This window comes from Ferroplasma sp., from assembly GCF_031200575.1.
Classification (GTDB): Archaea; Thermoplasmatota; Thermoplasmata; order Thermoplasmatales; family Thermoplasmataceae; genus Ferroplasma.
The window spans coordinates 219,525-236,015 of the sequence record NZ_CP133597.1; the positions used below are offsets into that span (position 1 = coordinate 219,525).

At 39.9% G+C, this 16,491-nt stretch carries 17 protein-coding genes; 12 read left to right on the forward strand and 5 right to left on the reverse strand.

Translation table 11 applies throughout. The features are described 5' to 3' along the window. Positions 1-28: 28 nt before the first annotated feature. Positions 29-718 carry a metallophosphoesterase family protein gene (locus tag RE471_RS01240; RefSeq protein ID WP_309214950.1) on the reverse strand — a complete coding sequence of 230 codons (690 nt, stop codon included), beginning with the start codon at positions 716-718 and terminating at the stop codon, positions 29-31. A gap of 88 nt (positions 719-806) precedes the next feature. Between RE471_RS01240 and RE471_RS01245 the strand changes: the two genes are divergently transcribed. Both RE471_RS01245 and arsB read left to right on the forward strand, forming a co-directional pair. After that, complete coding sequence (locus RE471_RS01245; protein WP_309214951.1) at positions 807-1,121, forward strand: metalloregulator ArsR/SmtB family transcription factor; 315 nt, start codon at positions 807-809, stop codon at positions 1,119-1,121. Continuing rightward, positions 1,121-2,422 carry an arsenical efflux pump membrane protein ArsB gene (gene arsB, locus RE471_RS01250; RefSeq protein ID WP_309214952.1) on the forward strand — a complete coding sequence of 434 codons (1,302 nt, stop codon included), beginning with the start codon at positions 1,121-1,123 and terminating at the stop codon, positions 2,420-2,422. The genes RE471_RS01245 and arsB overlap by 1 nt, the downstream gene beginning before the upstream one ends. A 137-nt stretch (positions 2,423-2,559) precedes the next feature. Here the strand turns inward: arsB and lysS are convergent, their stop codons facing one another. Continuing rightward, entirely contained in the window at positions 2,560-3,681 is a 1,122-nt protein-coding gene (gene lysS / locus RE471_RS01255) for a homocitrate synthase (RefSeq protein WP_309214953.1), read from the reverse strand. 120 nt (positions 3,682-3,801) lie between these two features. Here lysS and RE471_RS01260 point away from each other — a divergent pair, with 120 nt between their 5' ends. From RE471_RS01260 to RE471_RS01275, 4 genes are read left to right on the forward strand one after another with little or no spacing between them, the layout of a single operon-like run. Then, on the forward strand, positions 3,802-4,773 hold the full coding sequence (locus RE471_RS01260) for a BadF/BadG/BcrA/BcrD ATPase family protein (protein WP_309214955.1): 972 nt from the start codon (positions 3,802-3,804) through the stop codon (positions 4,771-4,773). Between the two features lie 52 nt (positions 4,774-4,825). Continuing rightward, positions 4,826-5,242: a PadR family transcriptional regulator gene (locus RE471_RS01265; RefSeq protein ID WP_309214956.1), complete on the forward strand. Its 417-nt coding sequence runs from the start codon at positions 4,826-4,828 to the stop codon at positions 5,240-5,242. Positions 5,243-5,249: 7 nt separating this feature from the next. After that, complete coding sequence (locus RE471_RS01270; RefSeq protein ID WP_309214957.1) at positions 5,250-6,233, forward strand: ATP-binding cassette domain-containing protein; 984 nt, start codon at positions 5,250-5,252, stop codon at positions 6,231-6,233. A gap of 2 nt (positions 6,234-6,235) precedes the next feature. Continuing rightward, the gene (locus RE471_RS01275) at positions 6,236-7,039 is read left to right on the forward strand and encodes an ABC transporter permease (protein WP_309214959.1); all 804 of its coding nucleotides are present in this window, start codon (positions 6,236-6,238) and stop codon (positions 7,037-7,039) included. Here RE471_RS01275 and pyrH read toward each other — a convergent pair whose 3' ends face one another. Beyond that, the gene (pyrH, locus tag RE471_RS01280; protein ID WP_309214960.1) at positions 7,040-7,717 is read right to left on the reverse strand and encodes a UMP kinase; all 678 of its coding nucleotides are present in this window, start codon (positions 7,715-7,717) and stop codon (positions 7,040-7,042) included. 42 nt (positions 7,718-7,759) lie between these two features. Between pyrH and prf1 the strand changes: the two genes are divergently transcribed. Together prf1 and RE471_RS01290 are read left to right on the forward strand one after the other, a co-directional pair. Further along, complete coding sequence (prf1, locus tag RE471_RS01285) at positions 7,760-8,998, forward strand: peptide chain release factor aRF-1 (protein WP_309214961.1); 1,239 nt, start codon at positions 7,760-7,762, stop codon at positions 8,996-8,998. Between the two features lie 76 nt (positions 8,999-9,074). Next, positions 9,075-10,064, forward strand: coding sequence for a potassium channel family protein (locus RE471_RS01290; RefSeq protein WP_309214962.1), 990 nt, complete (start codon positions 9,075-9,077; stop codon positions 10,062-10,064). Here RE471_RS01290 and vat read toward each other — a convergent pair whose 3' ends face one another. Further along, on the reverse strand, positions 10,065-12,299 hold the full coding sequence (gene vat / locus RE471_RS01295; protein WP_309214963.1) for a VCP-like ATPase: 2,235 nt from the start codon (positions 12,297-12,299) through the stop codon (positions 10,065-10,067). A gap of 149 nt (positions 12,300-12,448) precedes the next feature. Between vat and RE471_RS01300 the strand changes: the two genes are divergently transcribed. Both RE471_RS01300 and RE471_RS01305 read left to right on the forward strand, forming a co-directional pair. Then, positions 12,449-13,357 (forward strand): homoserine kinase, encoded by a 909-nt coding sequence (locus RE471_RS01300; RefSeq protein WP_309214964.1) that lies wholly within the window; start codon positions 12,449-12,451, stop codon positions 13,355-13,357. Continuing rightward, positions 13,350-14,450, forward strand: coding sequence for an aminotransferase class V-fold PLP-dependent enzyme (locus RE471_RS01305; RefSeq protein ID WP_309214966.1), 1,101 nt, complete (start codon positions 13,350-13,352; stop codon positions 14,448-14,450). Before RE471_RS01300 ends, RE471_RS01305 begins: the two co-directional genes overlap by 8 nt. Here RE471_RS01305 and RE471_RS01310 read toward each other — a convergent pair. Further along, on the reverse strand, positions 14,425-15,033 hold the full coding sequence (locus RE471_RS01310; protein WP_309214967.1) for a mevalonate-3-phosphate 5-kinase: 609 nt from the start codon (positions 15,031-15,033) through the stop codon (positions 14,425-14,427). The two genes, RE471_RS01305 and RE471_RS01310, sit on opposite strands and share 26 nt — an antisense overlap. A gap of 178 nt (positions 15,034-15,211) precedes the next feature. On the opposite strand from RE471_RS01310, the gene RE471_RS01315 reads away from it, so the two are divergent. Both RE471_RS01315 and RE471_RS01320 read left to right on the forward strand, forming a co-directional pair. Beyond that, positions 15,212-15,844, forward strand: coding sequence for a Fe-Mn family superoxide dismutase (locus tag RE471_RS01315; RefSeq protein WP_309214968.1), 633 nt, complete (start codon positions 15,212-15,214; stop codon positions 15,842-15,844). 17 nt (positions 15,845-15,861) lie between these two features. Further along, a complete protein-coding gene (locus RE471_RS01320) occupies positions 15,862-16,491 on the forward strand; it encodes an N-glycosylase/DNA lyase (RefSeq protein ID WP_309214969.1) in 630 nt (209 codons plus the stop codon).

A 16,491-nucleotide genomic window follows, 5' to 3' on the forward strand; every position in this document is an offset into this window, starting at 1 on the left:
TTATAAATATATCCCAGAGAAAGAAGAATCAAACATAATATCTTTTCAATTTTTCATAGATATTTTCGTCCTTTATCAGTGCTTTCAATTTGACCAGCACCCTGTCACGATCGTAGTTAAATTTTCTCATGGTTATTGTTTCATTTTCTGTATCTATCACTGCATATGACGGCTTTCCTGAAAAATCCCTCGGCTGCCCGGCACTGCCCGGGTTTATTATCTTATTCCTGTAAACCATCATAAAATGTGTGTGGCCAACCAGTATGTATCTATACTTATCAAAAAACTGCTTATCCCGGAAAACCTTTTCTGCCTCATTTGCAAAGAGATACCCGTCCAGATTGTTATATGGAGATGCATGTACCAGATATGCCAGGCCATTTCCTGTATCCAGTTCATAATTAAGGTGAAATGTTTTCAAGAACTCCATATCGGTTTTACTCAAAAGTTTCATGCTTATGTTTTCCCTGGTATAATCGCTCAATTCCAGCATATCGAAAGAACAGTTGCATGAAGCCCCTGTAAGAACTGCATTATCATGATTTCCCATTATATTTACATCGCTGTTGCTTTTCAGGAAATCCAGAACCTTATCCGGTTCCGGCCCGTAATCAACAGCATCCCCCAGGAAAACCATTTTATCGTATTTCTCATGACTCACCAGTGTTTCCAGGGCATCAAAGTTTCCATGTACATCAGATATCACTAGAAGTTTCATATATCGGTTATCATAATTACATATTTATTATATATGTTAATTTTTACATATGAATAATTATTTATATATAATTTTAATTTTGTATTGAATGGAAAAAATCACAGATCTGAATATTTATAAAATGCTTTCAGATGAAGTAAGGCTTAAAATATTGAAGATGCTATCAATACAAAACATGGCTGTTGGCGAAATAGTTGAAAAAACAGGTATGGATCAACCACTCATTTCCCATAAATTAAAGGAGTTAAGGGAGAACGGTTTAACATTGAGCTACAGATCAGGAAAAAGTATAATATATTCATTATCCAGTGATTCCTTAAAAGAGGTTATTTCTGTGGTTGAATCGGCGGGGAATAAAATCGACTATGTTTGCAACTGCGTTGAATGTAAAGAGAATGATTAATGACATTATTATTTTACCTTTCCCTGCTTATTTTTGCAGTTACACTTCTGATGGTTCTCATCAAACCCAGAAATATCGGAATCGGATATTCAGCAATGGCCGGTGCTGCCGTCACACTGGTTCTGGGTATTTCAACATTAAGAGATATAATACAGGTGTGGGATATAGTATGGAATGCGACATTCACATTCATAGCTGTAATTATCATCTCTCTGATACTTGATGAGGCAGGATTTTTTGAATACATAGCATACAAAATCGCAGTATATTCCAGGGGAGGTGGAAAAAAGCTCTTTATCCTGATAATACTTCTTGGATCACTTATATCCGCTGTTTTTGCCAATGACGGAACAGCGCTTATACTCACGCCTATTGTCTATTCCATACTCTACAGATCAGGCACCCCAAGAGACAGGATCCTGCCCTTCATAATGGCAACAGGCTTCATTGCAGACACATCCAGCATTCCATTTATAGTGAGCAACCTTGTAAACCTGGTCACTGCCGGCTATTTCCATATTACTTTTTCAAGATACACAGAAATCATGATGATTCCTGATGCCGTTTCTATTGCTGCAAGCATACTGGTTCTCTACCTGTATTACAGAAAAACCATAGTTAAGGATTTTCATATTGACATGAACTTTGACCCATCGTCATTTATAAAGGACAGGAGGATATTTACTCTTGCTTTTCCGCTTATAATATTGCTCATGATCCTGTATTTCGTTTCAGGATTCGTGGATGTACCAATTTCATTTATAGCAATTCCATTTGCCGTGTTTTTTTATGTGCTTGCAAGAACCGGCGGGAAAATTGATGCGAATCATGTGGTCAAAATTGCACCCTGGCAGGTGGTGTTCTTCTCCCTGGGGATGTATATAATAGTATTCGGTGTGAGTAATAATGGTCTTGATGGAGTATATATTAGCATACTGAATTACTTTACCATGTTTCCAGGACCTCTGCCGGTAATTTTCAGTGGATTTTTCTTTGCATTAAATGCCACCTTCATGAATAACCTGCCATCTGTTATGATCGGGGATATAGCGATATCCGGCCTTGTACACCCCGGAGCCCTTATGTATGCAAATATTATAGGAAATGATATTGGCCCCAAGTTCACCCCAATCGGTTCACTGGCAACTCTACTGTGGATTTATACCCTGGAAAGAAAAAATGCAATCAAAATTTCCGTGGCATATTACATGAAAACCGGGTTTATACTGGCCGTCCCCGTGCTTTTTATGACCCTGTTATCGCTTTATCTGACATTAATGCTGGGAGGCCCAATCCCATGAGCCATGAAGTAAAACGTTAAATTCGTAGGTAATAATTATCACGTGACGGAGATATAATATGGCACTTGGTAATTTCTGCCCTTAGAAGGTCAAATGATGCGTCTGGCTGGTGGAGATTTATAAGCCAGAAAATTATTTCATTGTGTGTTTAATGAGCTTATAATTGATTTAAGGTCCTCATCCGAATAAACCATGTTGTTGTTCTTTATTTGGGCCAGAATTTTTGATAGCCCACTGTCGTTTAGATTAATGCCCATTGCCCTGAGTTTTTCACGAAGTGCGTGTTTTCCTGAATATTTATCAATTGTAAAGGAACGCTGCATGCCCAGCATCGCCGGATCCATAAATTCATATGTGCTGGCATTGCTGATTATTCCATCCACGTGTACCCCTGACTTGTGGGTAAAAGCGTAGTCGCCTGTAATAGCATAATTTGGAGGCAGTTTTATGCCGCTGTATTCTTCAACTTTCCTGGAGATAGTTTTCATCATTAACAGATTTGCCGCATCTATATTCATATGGTACTTCATAAGCACGGCCATGACCTGGGTGGGTATTATGCCTACCCTCTCTCCGAGGCCATTGACAGTAGTGTGGACTATGCTTGCGCCAGATTCCAGCGCTGCAAGGCCGTTTGCAGGGGCCATCCCCATATCATTATGCCCGTGGAAATCGTATTCAACGCCATTTATATCAGAGATGTTATTGAAAATGAATCTTGTTTTTTCCGGGGTAAGAACTCCCAGTGTATCCGCAATTGACACCCTGTCAGCACCTGCCTCCACAGCAGTTTTTATAATGTTTCTGAGAAAATTTATATCTGTTCTGGATGCATCCTCCGCTGTAAACCTTACAGGAATACCTGTAGAGGCTGCATAGCTTATTGAATCATAAATAATGTCCATGGCCTCAGTCTTGCTTTTATGCGTTTTGTAGCGTAAATGCATGTCACTAACCCCGTAAAAAATAGCAATTCTATCCACGTTCAAGGATGCTGCTGAATCAACATCTGAAGCCACAGCCCTGCTGTGCGCGATTATTTCTGATTTGATAATACCGGATGCTTTCAAATCCATGATCTCCTTTATTGCAGAGTATATATCCTCTGACACCAGTGGATGCCCCGCCTCTATCATGGCCACTTTAGCATCTGAAAGCATTCTGGCAATTTCCACCCTCTGCCTTCTGTTGAAAAGCACACCCGGAGTTTGTTCCCCTTCCCTTAATGTTGAATCTAATATTCCTGCCTTTATAGCCATATTATCAAAAGTATATTAAAAACAAATAAATAAAATTTTCGTATTATTTTTACTAATTTCGTATTAACACTATTCTGATTCTAGAAAAAAGGATTTTAACCAGTTTTTATTACATGAACCATGATACTGGCAGTGGATGGGGGAGGTACTAAAACAGTCGCAATAATAGTTGATGAAAATTCTGGAAAATTAATGGGGGCCGGAGTTTCAGGACCCAGCAATGTAAGGAGTGTTACTGCTGTTACCTCCAGAAAAAATATACTCAAGGCCATAAAAAACGCAGAAAAGATGGCCGGAATGGTTCAGATTTCTGATTCCATTTACGGGATAGCTGGATACGGAGATTCCATAGCTGCGACGGCAGAAATCAATTCTATAATAGAATCAATAGATAAGCTGTCTCCTGCAAATCCTGTAATAACAAACGATGGGGGGGCTGCTGCATATCTAGTCACAATGGGCAATGATGGAATAGTAACTGCAGTAGGCACCGGGTCTGTTGGCGCATATATTAAAGACGGAGTGCTGCACAGGGTCGGAGGATGGAGCTACCTGACTGATGATGCTGCTTCAGGGTACTGGATTGCCAGAAAGGGGCTGGAAATGGCAGAAAAGAGCTATGATGGCTTCATTGAAAAAACCACGCTTATTCAAAAATTTGAGGATTACTTTAAACTGCCATTACGTGACCTTGTTGCTGATATGGAGTCGCATTTCAATAAGAGGATTATGGCTTCACTGGCAATGATAGTTGACAGGGCTGCAATGGAAGGAGATCAAATTTCAAATAATGTCATGGAACTTGCAGCGAAGGAGATAGAAATTATGATAGACGGCATGAAAACAAAATTTGATATTCCTGTTAACACCGGATGCGTTGGAGGAGTTATGCAATCTTCAAAAATAAGTGAACTGCTTACAAATAAATATGAAAATTTAAAAATTTTTTATGGTTACCACGTTGCCATCGGAAATGCAATGCGGCTCATGAATAAACGTGATGAACATACGAGGGATTCCCTTGTTTCACAGCTTGATGAGACAATACCGAAATTATCAAGGACTGAAAAAGATTTATTATTTATCAAATAATATCTTTTTTTAAAAAGATATATATAAATACAATATATGTATTATTAGTGCGATGAAATACCATCTATCTGATATGCTAATACTGGAGCAGGTCTCCACAGAACCTAAAAAACCGTACAGAATAATTAAGGGCATTATTTTAAAATTCCAGATGGATTATAAACCGAGCACCGGTATGATATACCCGGCTATAGATCGCCTGATCCGGGCAGGATTCATAAAAAAAACACCGGAGGGGTTTATAATAACGGAGGCAGGGAAGAAATACCGCAAAGACAACCAGGAAAACTATGATATTCTCACATCAAACTTTATGGATAACAAGCTCTTTTTCAGAAACCTGAGAAAAGCCATAAAAGATTTGATCAACAGCATCAAAGAGGCTGACAAGGAATATATAAAATCGCACCAGGATGAAATAATAGAACAGATAGGCAATATTGCTGAGAAAGTTAGAAAAAGGGGATGAACAGAAAATGGAATACAGTATTGAGATAGATAAATTAACAAAAATATTTAACGGCAAGGTTAAGGCAGTGGATGCTGTTAGCCTTAAAATTAAGAAAGGCGAAATATACGGGTTGCTGGGGCAGAATGGGGCAGGGAAATCAACACTGATAAAAATGCTTACAGGAAGCCTGAAACCAACATCCGGTTCTGCAAAAATTGCCGGCTTTGACCTCATGGACGATTCAATGAAAATCAGGAGGATAACCGGGGTTGTTCCACAGGACCTTACCACGGATGGAGATTTGAGCGGGAGGGAAAATTTGAAGCTTATCGCCGATCTGTATGATATACCTAAGAAAGAGGCACTTGAAAGAATAGATGTTCTCCTTCATATGGTGGATCTTTACGACGTCAGGGATAGACATGCTGAAAATTATTCTGGTGGTATGAGAAAAAGGCTGGAACTTGCCTGCGGGCTAATGAATACTCCTGAAGTCCTGTTTCTTGATGAGCCTACCCTCGGACTTGATGTAACAACCAGGGAACACCTGTGGAAATATATAAGGGCAGTACAGAAAGAGTTCGGAATCACCATAATACTTACCTCACACTATCTGGATGAGGTGGATGCGCTGGCCAATGAACTTTCAATTATAGATCACGGTAAAATTGTGATATCCGGAACATCTGATGAGTTAAAGAAGAGCCTCAAGGGAGATATAATTACCCTGAGGGTTAAATCTAATAAAGAGTATGAAGTGCTTCAGGGTTTCCCGGAGGCAATAGAAATAAAACGCATGGAAACTGGAGATATAAGGATGAAGGTCAATAATTCAGATGAGGTGCTCCCCAAATTGATGAAGTTCCTTTCTGGACACGGTATTTCACCAGAATCGATCAATATAAGGAAACCATCACTGGACGAGGTTTTTATAGAGTATACAGGAAGGAACATTGACTCCGAGGCGGGCAATGTTGACTATGCTAAATTAATGATGACGAGGAGATAAAGATGGGCGGTTTGATTCCCCTTACTGTAAGGGATTTAAAAAGATGGTACAGAAATCCGGTTTCAGCTGTGGTTGGGGTTATCCAACCTATATTCTGGATTGTTCTTTTCGGCAGTGCCTTTGATATAGCCAAATTCGGGGGGGCTGCTTCTTCGGCTTTCTTCGAGGGTGCCCCGGATTATATTACATATCTTATGGGCGGAATACTCACCATAATCGGACTTTTCACCGGCATGTTCTCCGGTGTCAATATAATATGGGACAGGAGGCTGGGAATACTCCAGAGATTCCTGATAGCACCAATTAACAGGGCATCCATAGTATTCTCCAGGATACTTTCATCCGTTGTGAGGATCCTTGTCCAGATAGTTATACTGTTTATAGTTGCCTTCCTTATACCGGACGGGCTCAAGCTTCAGCACGGCATAGACGCTCTGGATATAGTTGTTATAGTTTCTGCGGTGCTTATGATTTCATTTATATTTTCATCGCTTTTCAGCATTATTGCAGTTCGTACCACAAAGATGGAATCAGTATTCGGAATAGTAAACCTGATCAACCTCCCTCTTATGTTTGCAAGCTTTGCAATGTTTCCCCCGGACCTGATGGCTGGATGGCTGGAGCATGTTGCAAGGTACAACCCAGTATCGTGGTCTGCACAGTCCATAAGGATGGTTATTATAAACGGAACTCTTAACTCGGGGCAGGCACACACCGTACTTGTCTATATGATGGGGCTGCTGGCGCTGACCGTTTTTATGCTGGTCATAACATACGTTGTATCAAACAAGGAAATACGGGAATAATCAGTGAATCACTGTCCCATCACATTTTTTATTATAAAGAATATCTTTATACTCGTTTAAGTTAAAACCGTTTACCACGAATATTTTTATTCCTGCCCTTTTGGCTATGGTCAGGGATGTTATGTCCATAAAAACGTTTGTTCCGGCTCCAGTTGAGTTCTGTATGGAAAGGGAAATAGCATCATTATATGATAATTCTGAGTATTTTATCGCATCAGGGTCTGTCTTTGGATCTGCAGAGTATACCCCGTCAACAGAGGTTGCGTTTATAAGTATTTTTGATCCTATTCTCTCTGCAAGGAGGGTTGACACAGTATCTGTTGTATGCCCGGGTTCTGTGCCTCCCATGACAACATATCTGTAATTATGTATCATCTCTGCAGCATCGTTGATTGTTGTGGGGATTTTTGAATTTACGTCATCAAAAAAGGTTGTCATGGCAAGTGCATTTATTCTGGTTGCATTTATGCCTATCTCATCCAGTATGTTGTCATTGACATTATATTTTTTTAAATCAGATATATACGTTCTTGCGAGCTTCCCGCCGCCTACAACTATCCCGAATTTATCGTATGTGGAAATAAGCTTCATTGTTTCAGAAAATTTTTCCATTAGTTCCAGATTAAGCCTATCCTTTGATATTATTGATCCGCCAAGTGATATAACAACACTATTCATTTGATTTCATTAAGGTTAAATATTATTATAAAATTTTCTATAATGGACGACGAGGATTATAAACGCTACGAATTTAGAAAAGCCATGGAGGAGCTGTCTGAACTCCATGGGCGTGGAACGGAATTAATATCACTTTATATTCCTCCCGACAAGCAAATTTCTGATGTTGTACAGTATTTAAGGGAGGAGTTCTCTACATCTTCAAACATAAAATCAAAAACCACCAGGAAGAATGTACTGGGTGCGATAGAATCGATAATGTCCCGATTAAAGTACTATAAACAGCCACCTGAGCATGGCCTGGTCTTCTTTGTGGGGCATGTTGCAACACGAGGGGATCAGACAGAGATGTACACAAAAATTATAGAACCGCCACAGCCAATCCAGACTTTCCTTTATAAATGTGATTCCAGCTTTCACCTGGAGCAGCTCACTGACCAGCTCAGGGAAAAGGAACTGTACGGGCTTATTGTAATAGACCGAAAGGAATCCACAATAGGATTCTTGAAGGGCACAAAAATTGAGGTTGTGGATTACGAGTATTCTCTTGTGCCGAGCAAGCACAGGCAGGGAGGGCAGTCATCGCGAAGGTTTGAGAGGCTTATAGAAATAGCAGCAAATGAGTTCTTCAAAAAAATGGGAGATATAGCAAACAGCACATTCATGCCAGTGATAAAGGATATAATCACCATATTTGTTGGTGGTCCCGGGGCAACCAAGGAGTATTTTATTGAAAAGGATTATCTCAGAAATGAAGTGAAGGAAAAAATAAAGGATCTTTTTGATATAGGATATACTGATGAATCAGGGCTGCGAGAGCTTGTGGAAAAGGCATCAGAATCAATAAAAGACATGCGTATTACACGTGAAAAGGACATAATAAATAGATTTCTCAGGGAAATAAAAAAATCTGATGGCGGACTGGGTGTATACGGTGAGGAGGCAATAGTGAATGCCCTGAAAATGAAGAACCTTGAACTGCTTATAGTGTCAGATAGCATAAGGAAAAGGAAATACTTTTACCGATGCCCCACATGCAATATGGAGAAAACATTTACGTCTGAACCCACTGAACAGCCGGTATGCGATAATGATGGCACACCCATGAACTTTGAAAAGGAGGACGATTTCATAGAAGACCTTTATAAAATGGCTGAAGAGGCTGGAACAAAGGTTGAGATGGTATCAGAGGACAGTGACGAGGGAAGGCTGTTGAAAACGGCTTTCGGTGGAGTTGCAGGTATACTCAGGTATGTCCCGGAAAATCAGATCAGCATGTAATAGACCGGTAAACCTTAAAACCTGGGTACACAATACACTTCAAAAAATAATAAATATAAATTTGCCATAAAAGACGGTGAATCCATTCTTCCTCTTTTTCAAAAAATTTAGGAAGTATTCGAGAAACCACATAATAAAGGCTTCTATTTTATCCGTAGCTGTTATAATTTATTCAGTATTCAGCGAGTTTTATATTGAAAATCCAGTACCCTCAAGTGGCATCCATAACTTATTCACCAGTTTATGGTGGACAATGCAGACAATTACAACCGTGGGTTACGGTGATACTCCTGTTTACGGGCTTTTAGGAAGGACAAATGGAATGGTTATAATGGTGGTGGGCATAGGTTCCCTTGGATACCTTACAGCAGGGATAACCAGCATGCTCATAGATATAAGATTGTCTTCAAAACTAGGTGATAGAATGGCCACTGAAAAAAAGCATATAATCCTGTGCAATTACAATGAAAGCACGAAAAAGGTTCTTGACAAAATAAAGAATGATGGCATAGATATAGTAATCCTTAATGAGAATGAGGTTAAAGGCGATAATGAATATACCTTCGTCAAGGGGAGTTTTTTAAGGGAAAATGACCTTATAAAGGCGGGGATAAAAAAGGCATCCTCTGTGATTATATTCTCCAGGGAGGAGGACAGGGATCAGATGGCAATGGATGCTGAAACAATTTTATCGGCCATGATAATAAGGAAATTGAATCCCAGAATAAGAATAATAGGAGAGATTCTGAACCCGGATAGCCGTATACATGCTTCAGGCTTTATGGACGATATTGTAATAAAAGGAGATGTGTCTTCCATGCTGATATATTCCTCCATAATGATACCCGGAATTCCACAGTTCATAAACGAACTTCTTGCCGGGAATAATATCGGTGAGGAGGATATTGATGAGAGCTATATCAATAAGACATACAGGGAATTTGTATCCGCAATGGAAAAGGACGATAAAATAGTGCTGGGATTCAGAAAGGACGATAAAATAGTGCTGAGAAAAATTTCTGATGAAAAAATAGGTTCTGGGAGTTATATTTTTATAAAAAATTGATTACTGATATAAGCCCATGTCCTCTGTTTTCTTCTTCTCGCTTATATCCCTTCCCATCGTGGCTGCCAGGTCATTGTAGAACTTTACCACATTTTTATCTATTGATGGCCTTATAGATTTCATTGCCCTCAGAAATGCGTCCTGGTTAACCTCTGTGGCATCTGGATTTTCCCGGTATGCCATCATGCCTGCTTCCCTGCAAAGGTTTTCCAGATCAGCACCCACATAGCCATCTGTTCTTCTGGCTATTTCCTGAAGGTTTACATCTTTTGCCAGAGGCATATTCTTTGTGTGGACCTCAAGTATTTTCAATCTCCCCTCCTCTTCTGGTGGTGGTATGTATATAATTTTATCAAATCTGCCAGCCCTCAGCAGTGCAGGGTCTATTATGTCTGGACGGTTTGTTGCAGCTATGACAACTACGCCGTTCAGGACCTCAATGCCATCCATGGAGGTTAAAAGCTGGTTAACAATCCTCTCTGTAACCCCAGAATCCATGGAAGCCCCTCTTCTTGGTGCTATTGAATCTATTTCATCCATGAATATTATGGCAGGTGAAACCTGTTTTGCCTTCTTGAATATTTCCCTGACGGCCTTCTCGCTTTCTCCAACCCATTTTGAAAGTACCTCCGGGCCCTTAACAGATATGAAGTTTGCATTGCTTTCGTTGGCAACAGCCTTGGCCAGAAGTGTTTTTCCTGTTCCCGGTGGGCCGTAAAGAAGGAATCCTTTTGGTGCCCTGATTCCCAGCCTTTTAAATACATCAGGTTTCAGCAACGGAAGTTCAACTGCCTCCCTCAGCTCTGATTTTACAGATTCAAGGCCCCCTATATCTGACCACTTTATGTTCGGGACCTCCACTGTCACCTCTCTTAAGCTGCTGGGTTCAATAGTTTTCAGTGCCTCCATGAAATCATCCTCTGTCACGATCATTTTTTCCAGGACATCTGTTGGAATGGGCTTATCAAGATCGATTTCTGGAAGATAACGCCTCAATGCGTTCATTGCTGATTCCCTGGTAAGTGCCGCCAGGTCAGCCCCAACGAAACCATATGTTATATCTGCTATTCTGCTGAAGAATTCGCTCTGTTTTTCATCATCCATTCCCAGTGGCATTCCTCTTGTATGGATGGCCAGTATCTCCATCCTTCCCTTTTTATCTGGAACCCCTATTACTATTTCCCTGTCAAATCTCCCAGGCCTTCTAAGTGCCGGATCAACAGCATCAAGCCTGTTTGTTGCGCCTATTACTATAACATGTCCACGGTCTTTTAACCCATCCATTAATGTCAAAAGCTGGGCAACAACCCTTCTCTCAACCTCTCCCTGGACATCCTCTCTTTTAGGCGCAATGGAATCAATTTCATCTATGAATATTATGGATGGTTCAGATTCATCTGCCTTCTGGAATATTTCCCTCAATTTTTGCTCGCTCTGTCCGTAATATTTGCTCATTATTTCCGGGCCATTGATAGCATAAAAATTGGCTCCGCTTTCGTTGGCAACAGCCTTTGCTATGAGTGTTTTTCCTGTTCCTGGTGGACCATTGAGCAGGACTCCCTTGGGTGGTGTTATTCCAAGCCGCTCGAAAAGCTCAGGATGTTTCAGTGGGAGTTCTATGATTTCCCTTATTTTGCCCAGCTGATCCGAAAGCCCACCTATATCCTCGTAGCTAACCTTTGTTACCTCCTCAAGAACTTCAGATGCCGGATCCTCCCTTATTTCCACTCTGGTTTCCTCTCCAACCTCCACAGGAATCTTGCTCGGAATTGTTTTTATTACCTTGAAGAGAAGTCCTGTATGGCCTGCGAGAGTTAATCCAGGAACGCTTATGCTGTCCTGTTCTATCAGTGGCCTTCTGATTAAAGCTTTCTGAACAAAATCATCTATGCCCTCACCGAACCTCAATTTCTGATCCTTCCTTATAATTGGTGCAAGGATAACCTTCTTTGCCTCCTCAACCTCAACCTTTTTTACCTTTACCTTGTCTCCTATAGATGCCCCACAGTTGTTTCTCATAACACTGTCTATTCTTACAATACCCTTATTTTCGTCCTCTGGCCTGGACCGAAATACCCTTCCTACGGTTGATCTCACCTTTTCAATGGACACAACGTCCCCTATTTCAACATCAAGATCTAATCGGGATATTTCATCAAGTCTAACTCTGGCCATACCAGGATCGACCGCATTCGCCTCAGCAACCCTGAGAGTGATTCCTTCATTTGGTTTCATGTCCCTATATTTACTAAATAGTATTTTAAAATATTGATATGCCTTTATTATGGAGTGAAAGGGACTGAGAATGGATAGTTTATGTCTTTATTACCTGGAATCATATTACATTAGATAATTAATTTATTTTATGAATTCATGCTATCACTATGGAAGTTACAAAGCGCAGTTATTCCTCATCGGCAAACCTCGGGCCTGGATATGACATACTATCATTGGCCCATATGGCATTTTTTGATTCTGTAACAGTAAAAAAAACAGGAAAATCCGGCATAAAGATCATATCAGATTCCACTCCAGAGAAGCCTGAAAACAATTCTGCAGGACTTGGGGTTATGAAGATTCTGGAGGATGAGGGCATAAATGAAGGCCTTGAAATCAAAATTACAAAGGGTGTTCCTATTGGGCTTGGGCTGGGGAGCAGCGGGGCATCCTCATCTGCAGCAGTAAAGGCAGTGAACGAATTGCTTGAACTTAATATGAGTCCTGATGAAATGGTATACTATTCTATGTACGGGGAAATAGCAGCCTGTGGTTCAGCACATCCCGACAACGTATCATCCGGGATATATGGTGGCCTGACGCTTATAAGTTCAGCCTCCCCGGTTAGGGTAAGGAAGATAAATATAAATTACGATATGAAGCTACTTCTTATAATACCGGAGTCAAGCATAAAGAAAAAAACGCAGCAGGCAAGGTCAATGGTCCCAGATAGGATCAGCATGGCCGATCATGTACTGCATGCATCGAGGATTTCCACCATGCTTTATGGATTCATGAAGGGAGACCGCGATGCCATACGGGAAGGCATGATGGATGACATAGTTGAAAGGTCCAGGGAATCCATGTTCCCATTTTATAGTGACATAAGAAATAAGGCCATTGATGGAAATGCAATATCAACATGCGTTAGCGGTGCTGGGCCATCTATACTGATATTCACAGACCTGAATACAAAAAAGGATGAAATTTTATCTGATGTACAAAAAATAATGGGTTCATATAATTTAAGATACAGTATCAGGGAAACAGCAATCCTGGAGGATTATAATGATTAATGACGGTATTGAGAATATATATGCAAAACCGGTTACATTTCCAATATACCAGACAAGCTCATATATTGTCCCAGAGGGTGAAAAATACCGGTATACTAGAGAATACAACCCCACCGTGGAAAATCTTGGAAGGGAGATAATGCGTATAGAAGGATCTGAGGATTATAATGTATTTTCGTCAGGCATGGGGGCAATAACAACAACGTTGCTGGCACTTTCTCAGCCAGGCGATAGAATACTTACGCATCTTGACACATTTGCCAGATCATACCATTTCATAAAGGAATTCATGGGTAGATGGGGAGTAAGGTCAGATGTGTCCATACCAGGCACAGAGAATATTTTAAGTTCTATAAAGAAGGATACAAAAATTGTTTTTATTGAAAGCGTTACAAATCCAATATTAAGGGTAAATGATATAAAAGCCATATCCGAACGCTGCAATGAGGTGGGTTCACTGCTTATTGTTGATTCCACTGTTCCGACTCCTTATAATATTAAATCCATTAAACTGGGTGCAGACATAGTTATACATAGCTCATCTAAGTTTATTGCTGGCCACAATAATGTTATTTCCGGTCTTGCGGCAGGAAGGAGAGATTTAATGGAAAAAATAGACGCCATGAGAAGAACGCTGGGAACCACACTTGATCCAAATTCTGCATTTCTCACAGAGACAGGCATGAAAACCCTTGATATACGAATGGAAAAAATAAATTCAAATGCAATGAAAATTGCCAGAGGGCTTAAAGACAATAAGTACATAAAAAGGGTTATCTACCCCGGGCTTTCAGAACACCGGGATTACCATACCGCCGTTAAATATATGAAAGGCTATTCCGGAATAGTGTGCTTTGAAATTGGCATGGATGCCATGAAATTTATAGGGAACTTAAAACGTATAATTCCGGCCAATACTATGGGCGGGGTTGACAGCATAGCGTCCATACCCAAAACAATGTCTCACAGGTCTCTAACACCTGATGAACTGAAAATACTGGGAGTGGATGACCATTTTATAAGGCTCTCGGTGGGCATAGAGGAACCTGAAGAAATTCTGGATGACATCAATAATGCACTTTCCCACCAATAATTGATTTTATATATTCCTTTATTGCAGTTTCAGTTTCATGAAAATTTTTGTTGTCTATAATCAAAACATCGCTACCAGATCTTTCCATAGAGTATTTTTCCATTACACTGTAGACTGGAAGCTGCTCAACAAGCCTTTCTCCGGGAGAATTCAGATGCGTATAGTTTATCCTTTCCTTTAACCTTGTACTATGCAAATCCATGTCTGAAATGTGTATATATATCTTTATTATTTTATCCCTGATATCCTCATCAAGCATTTCAGGAATGAAATAAAGTGTCTCCAGTATAAGTGGCTCACCGTTTCTTAATGCCCTCCTGAATATTGCATTAATTCCTGGATACATAGATTTTGACTGCTCTACATAACCTTTTATTATATTTTCATTATTTTTTTCACCGAATGCGGAATATGCACTGTAAACACTTACTTCCATAAGCCCACTTTCTGCATATGGTCTCAGAAACTCCCTCAGGTAGTCTCCTGACAGCACGATATTGATATTGAATTCCCTGCCTATGTATCCAGAAATACTGGTCTTGCCAACACCGGGGATGCCACCGATCAATACAACAGGAATCATGCCTGCAGTATCATGATGGGATTATTAATTTTTGTTAAATTCATGGATTAAATCTATACACATTCCTGTCTAAATTTACCTCTTAAATAATAGGGGACCCAGATATTTGTGAGAGGATTATACCACTTTTAAGCTGTAGGAATTTCAATAAATTTTTAAATGATAAGCTAATATCAATATGATAAATATGGCTACAGAAACATGGGAAGTAAAGGAAAATGCAAGACCTAGAGGATTGGACGGCATATCAGACAAGCAGATAGACTACCACTTTGATTTCCATTATAAGGGATATGTGGCAAAACTCAACGAAATATGGTCAAAATTGCCCAGCGTTGATCTGACCAAAGCCAATCAGAATTACAGTGACCTCAGGGAAATGAAACTGGAAGAAACATTCAATTATGATGGGTCAATGCTTCATGAATACTATTTTGAGTCATTGAACAAGGATCATGTGGCAATGCCGGAATCAGTTAAATCAGCTATAGAGAAAGATTTTGGAAGCTATGAAAACTTTGTTGCCCTTTTCAAGGCAGTTGGAACAGCATTCAGGGGATGGGCACATCTTGTATTTGACCTTAACACAGGCAAACTGAGAGTGCTTGGTGCAGATATACACAATGCATCAGCAATATGGAATGCACTCATGATACTTCCTCTAGATGTGTACGAGCATGCTTACTACACAGACTACGGTGCCAAGAGGGCCCCATACCTGGATGCATTCATGAAGAATGTTGACTGGAAGGTCGTGGAAAAGAGACTTGAGAGAGCCAAAAGAACATACGAAGCCTTCAAAAAGGATTAAAAATATTTTTCATTTTTATGATTAAAGAAGATGAACTATCCATTAAAATAATGGAATCAAAAATTATTTTTGGTAAAAAAATCAATGAAAGGGCCATAGATTTTATAAATATGGGAAAATCCAGAAATGATTCCTTATTCATTGAACTATGCTTCTGCATACTCACTGCGAATACCTCAGCTGAAATGGGAATAAGAACCCAGAGAACAATAATGAATGGCTTTATAGATTATCCGGAGGAAAAACTGAGGGATGAATTAAAAGCTGCAAAATATAGATTCTATAATAAGAGGGCATCATATATTGTGGGTGCCAGGCCTGTTAGGAAAAACATCAAAAAACTCATAGCAGGGATGGATCATTTTTCACTGAGGGAATACCTGGTAAATAATATAAAAGGTGTTGGGTATAAAGAAGCTTCACATTTTCTGAGGAATATCGGCATATTTGATTTTGCAATACTGGATAAGCACATACTAAAACTAATGAAGGATTATGGTTATACTGATAATATTAAGTTAGGGACAAGAAAAGATTACCTGGAAAAGGAGAGGGTTTTCAACTCAATAGCATCTGTTTACGGGCTTGCGCCTGGAATACTGGATCTTTATCTATGGCAGATTGCAACAGGGAAAATACTGAAATAG

Excerpts from the sequence above, each read along its gene's own strand:
- RE471_RS01240 (WP_309214950.1), bottom strand. The coding sequence starts at position 718 with ATGAAACTTCTAGTGATATCTGATGTACATGGAAACTTTGATGCCCTG.
- RE471_RS01245 (WP_309214951.1), top strand. The coding sequence starts at position 807 with ATGGAAAAAATCACAGATCTGAATATTTATAAAATGCTTTCAGATGAA.
- arsB (WP_309214952.1), top strand. The coding sequence starts at position 1,121 with ATGACATTATTATTTTACCTTTCCCTGCTTATTTTTGCAGTTACACTT.
- lysS (WP_309214953.1), bottom strand. The coding sequence starts at position 3,681 with ATGGCTATAAAGGCAGGAATATTAGATTCAACATTAAGGGAAGGGGAA.
- RE471_RS01260 (WP_309214955.1), top strand. The coding sequence starts at position 3,802 with ATGATACTGGCAGTGGATGGGGGAGGTACTAAAACAGTCGCAATAATA.
- RE471_RS01265 (WP_309214956.1), top strand. The coding sequence starts at position 4,826 with ATGAAATACCATCTATCTGATATGCTAATACTGGAGCAGGTCTCCACA.
- RE471_RS01270 (WP_309214957.1), top strand. The coding sequence starts at position 5,250 with ATGGAATACAGTATTGAGATAGATAAATTAACAAAAATATTTAACGGC.
- RE471_RS01275 (WP_309214959.1), top strand. The coding sequence starts at position 6,236 with ATGGGCGGTTTGATTCCCCTTACTGTAAGGGATTTAAAAAGATGGTAC.
- pyrH (WP_309214960.1), bottom strand. The coding sequence starts at position 7,717 with ATGAATAGTGTTGTTATATCACTTGGCGGATCAATAATATCAAAGGAT.
- prf1 (WP_309214961.1), top strand. The coding sequence starts at position 7,760 with ATGGACGACGAGGATTATAAACGCTACGAATTTAGAAAAGCCATGGAG.
- vat (WP_309214963.1), bottom strand. The coding sequence starts at position 12,299 with ATGAAACCAAATGAAGGAATCACTCTCAGGGTTGCTGAGGCGAATGCG.
- RE471_RS01300 (WP_309214964.1), top strand. The coding sequence starts at position 12,449 with ATGGAAGTTACAAAGCGCAGTTATTCCTCATCGGCAAACCTCGGGCCT.
- RE471_RS01305 (WP_309214966.1), top strand. The coding sequence starts at position 13,350 with ATGATTAATGACGGTATTGAGAATATATATGCAAAACCGGTTACATTT.
- RE471_RS01310 (WP_309214967.1), bottom strand. The coding sequence starts at position 15,033 with ATGATTCCTGTTGTATTGATCGGTGGCATCCCCGGTGTTGGCAAGACC.
- RE471_RS01315 (WP_309214968.1), top strand. The coding sequence starts at position 15,212 with ATGATAAATATGGCTACAGAAACATGGGAAGTAAAGGAAAATGCAAGA.
- RE471_RS01320 (WP_309214969.1), top strand. The coding sequence starts at position 15,862 with ATGATTAAAGAAGATGAACTATCCATTAAAATAATGGAATCAAAAATT.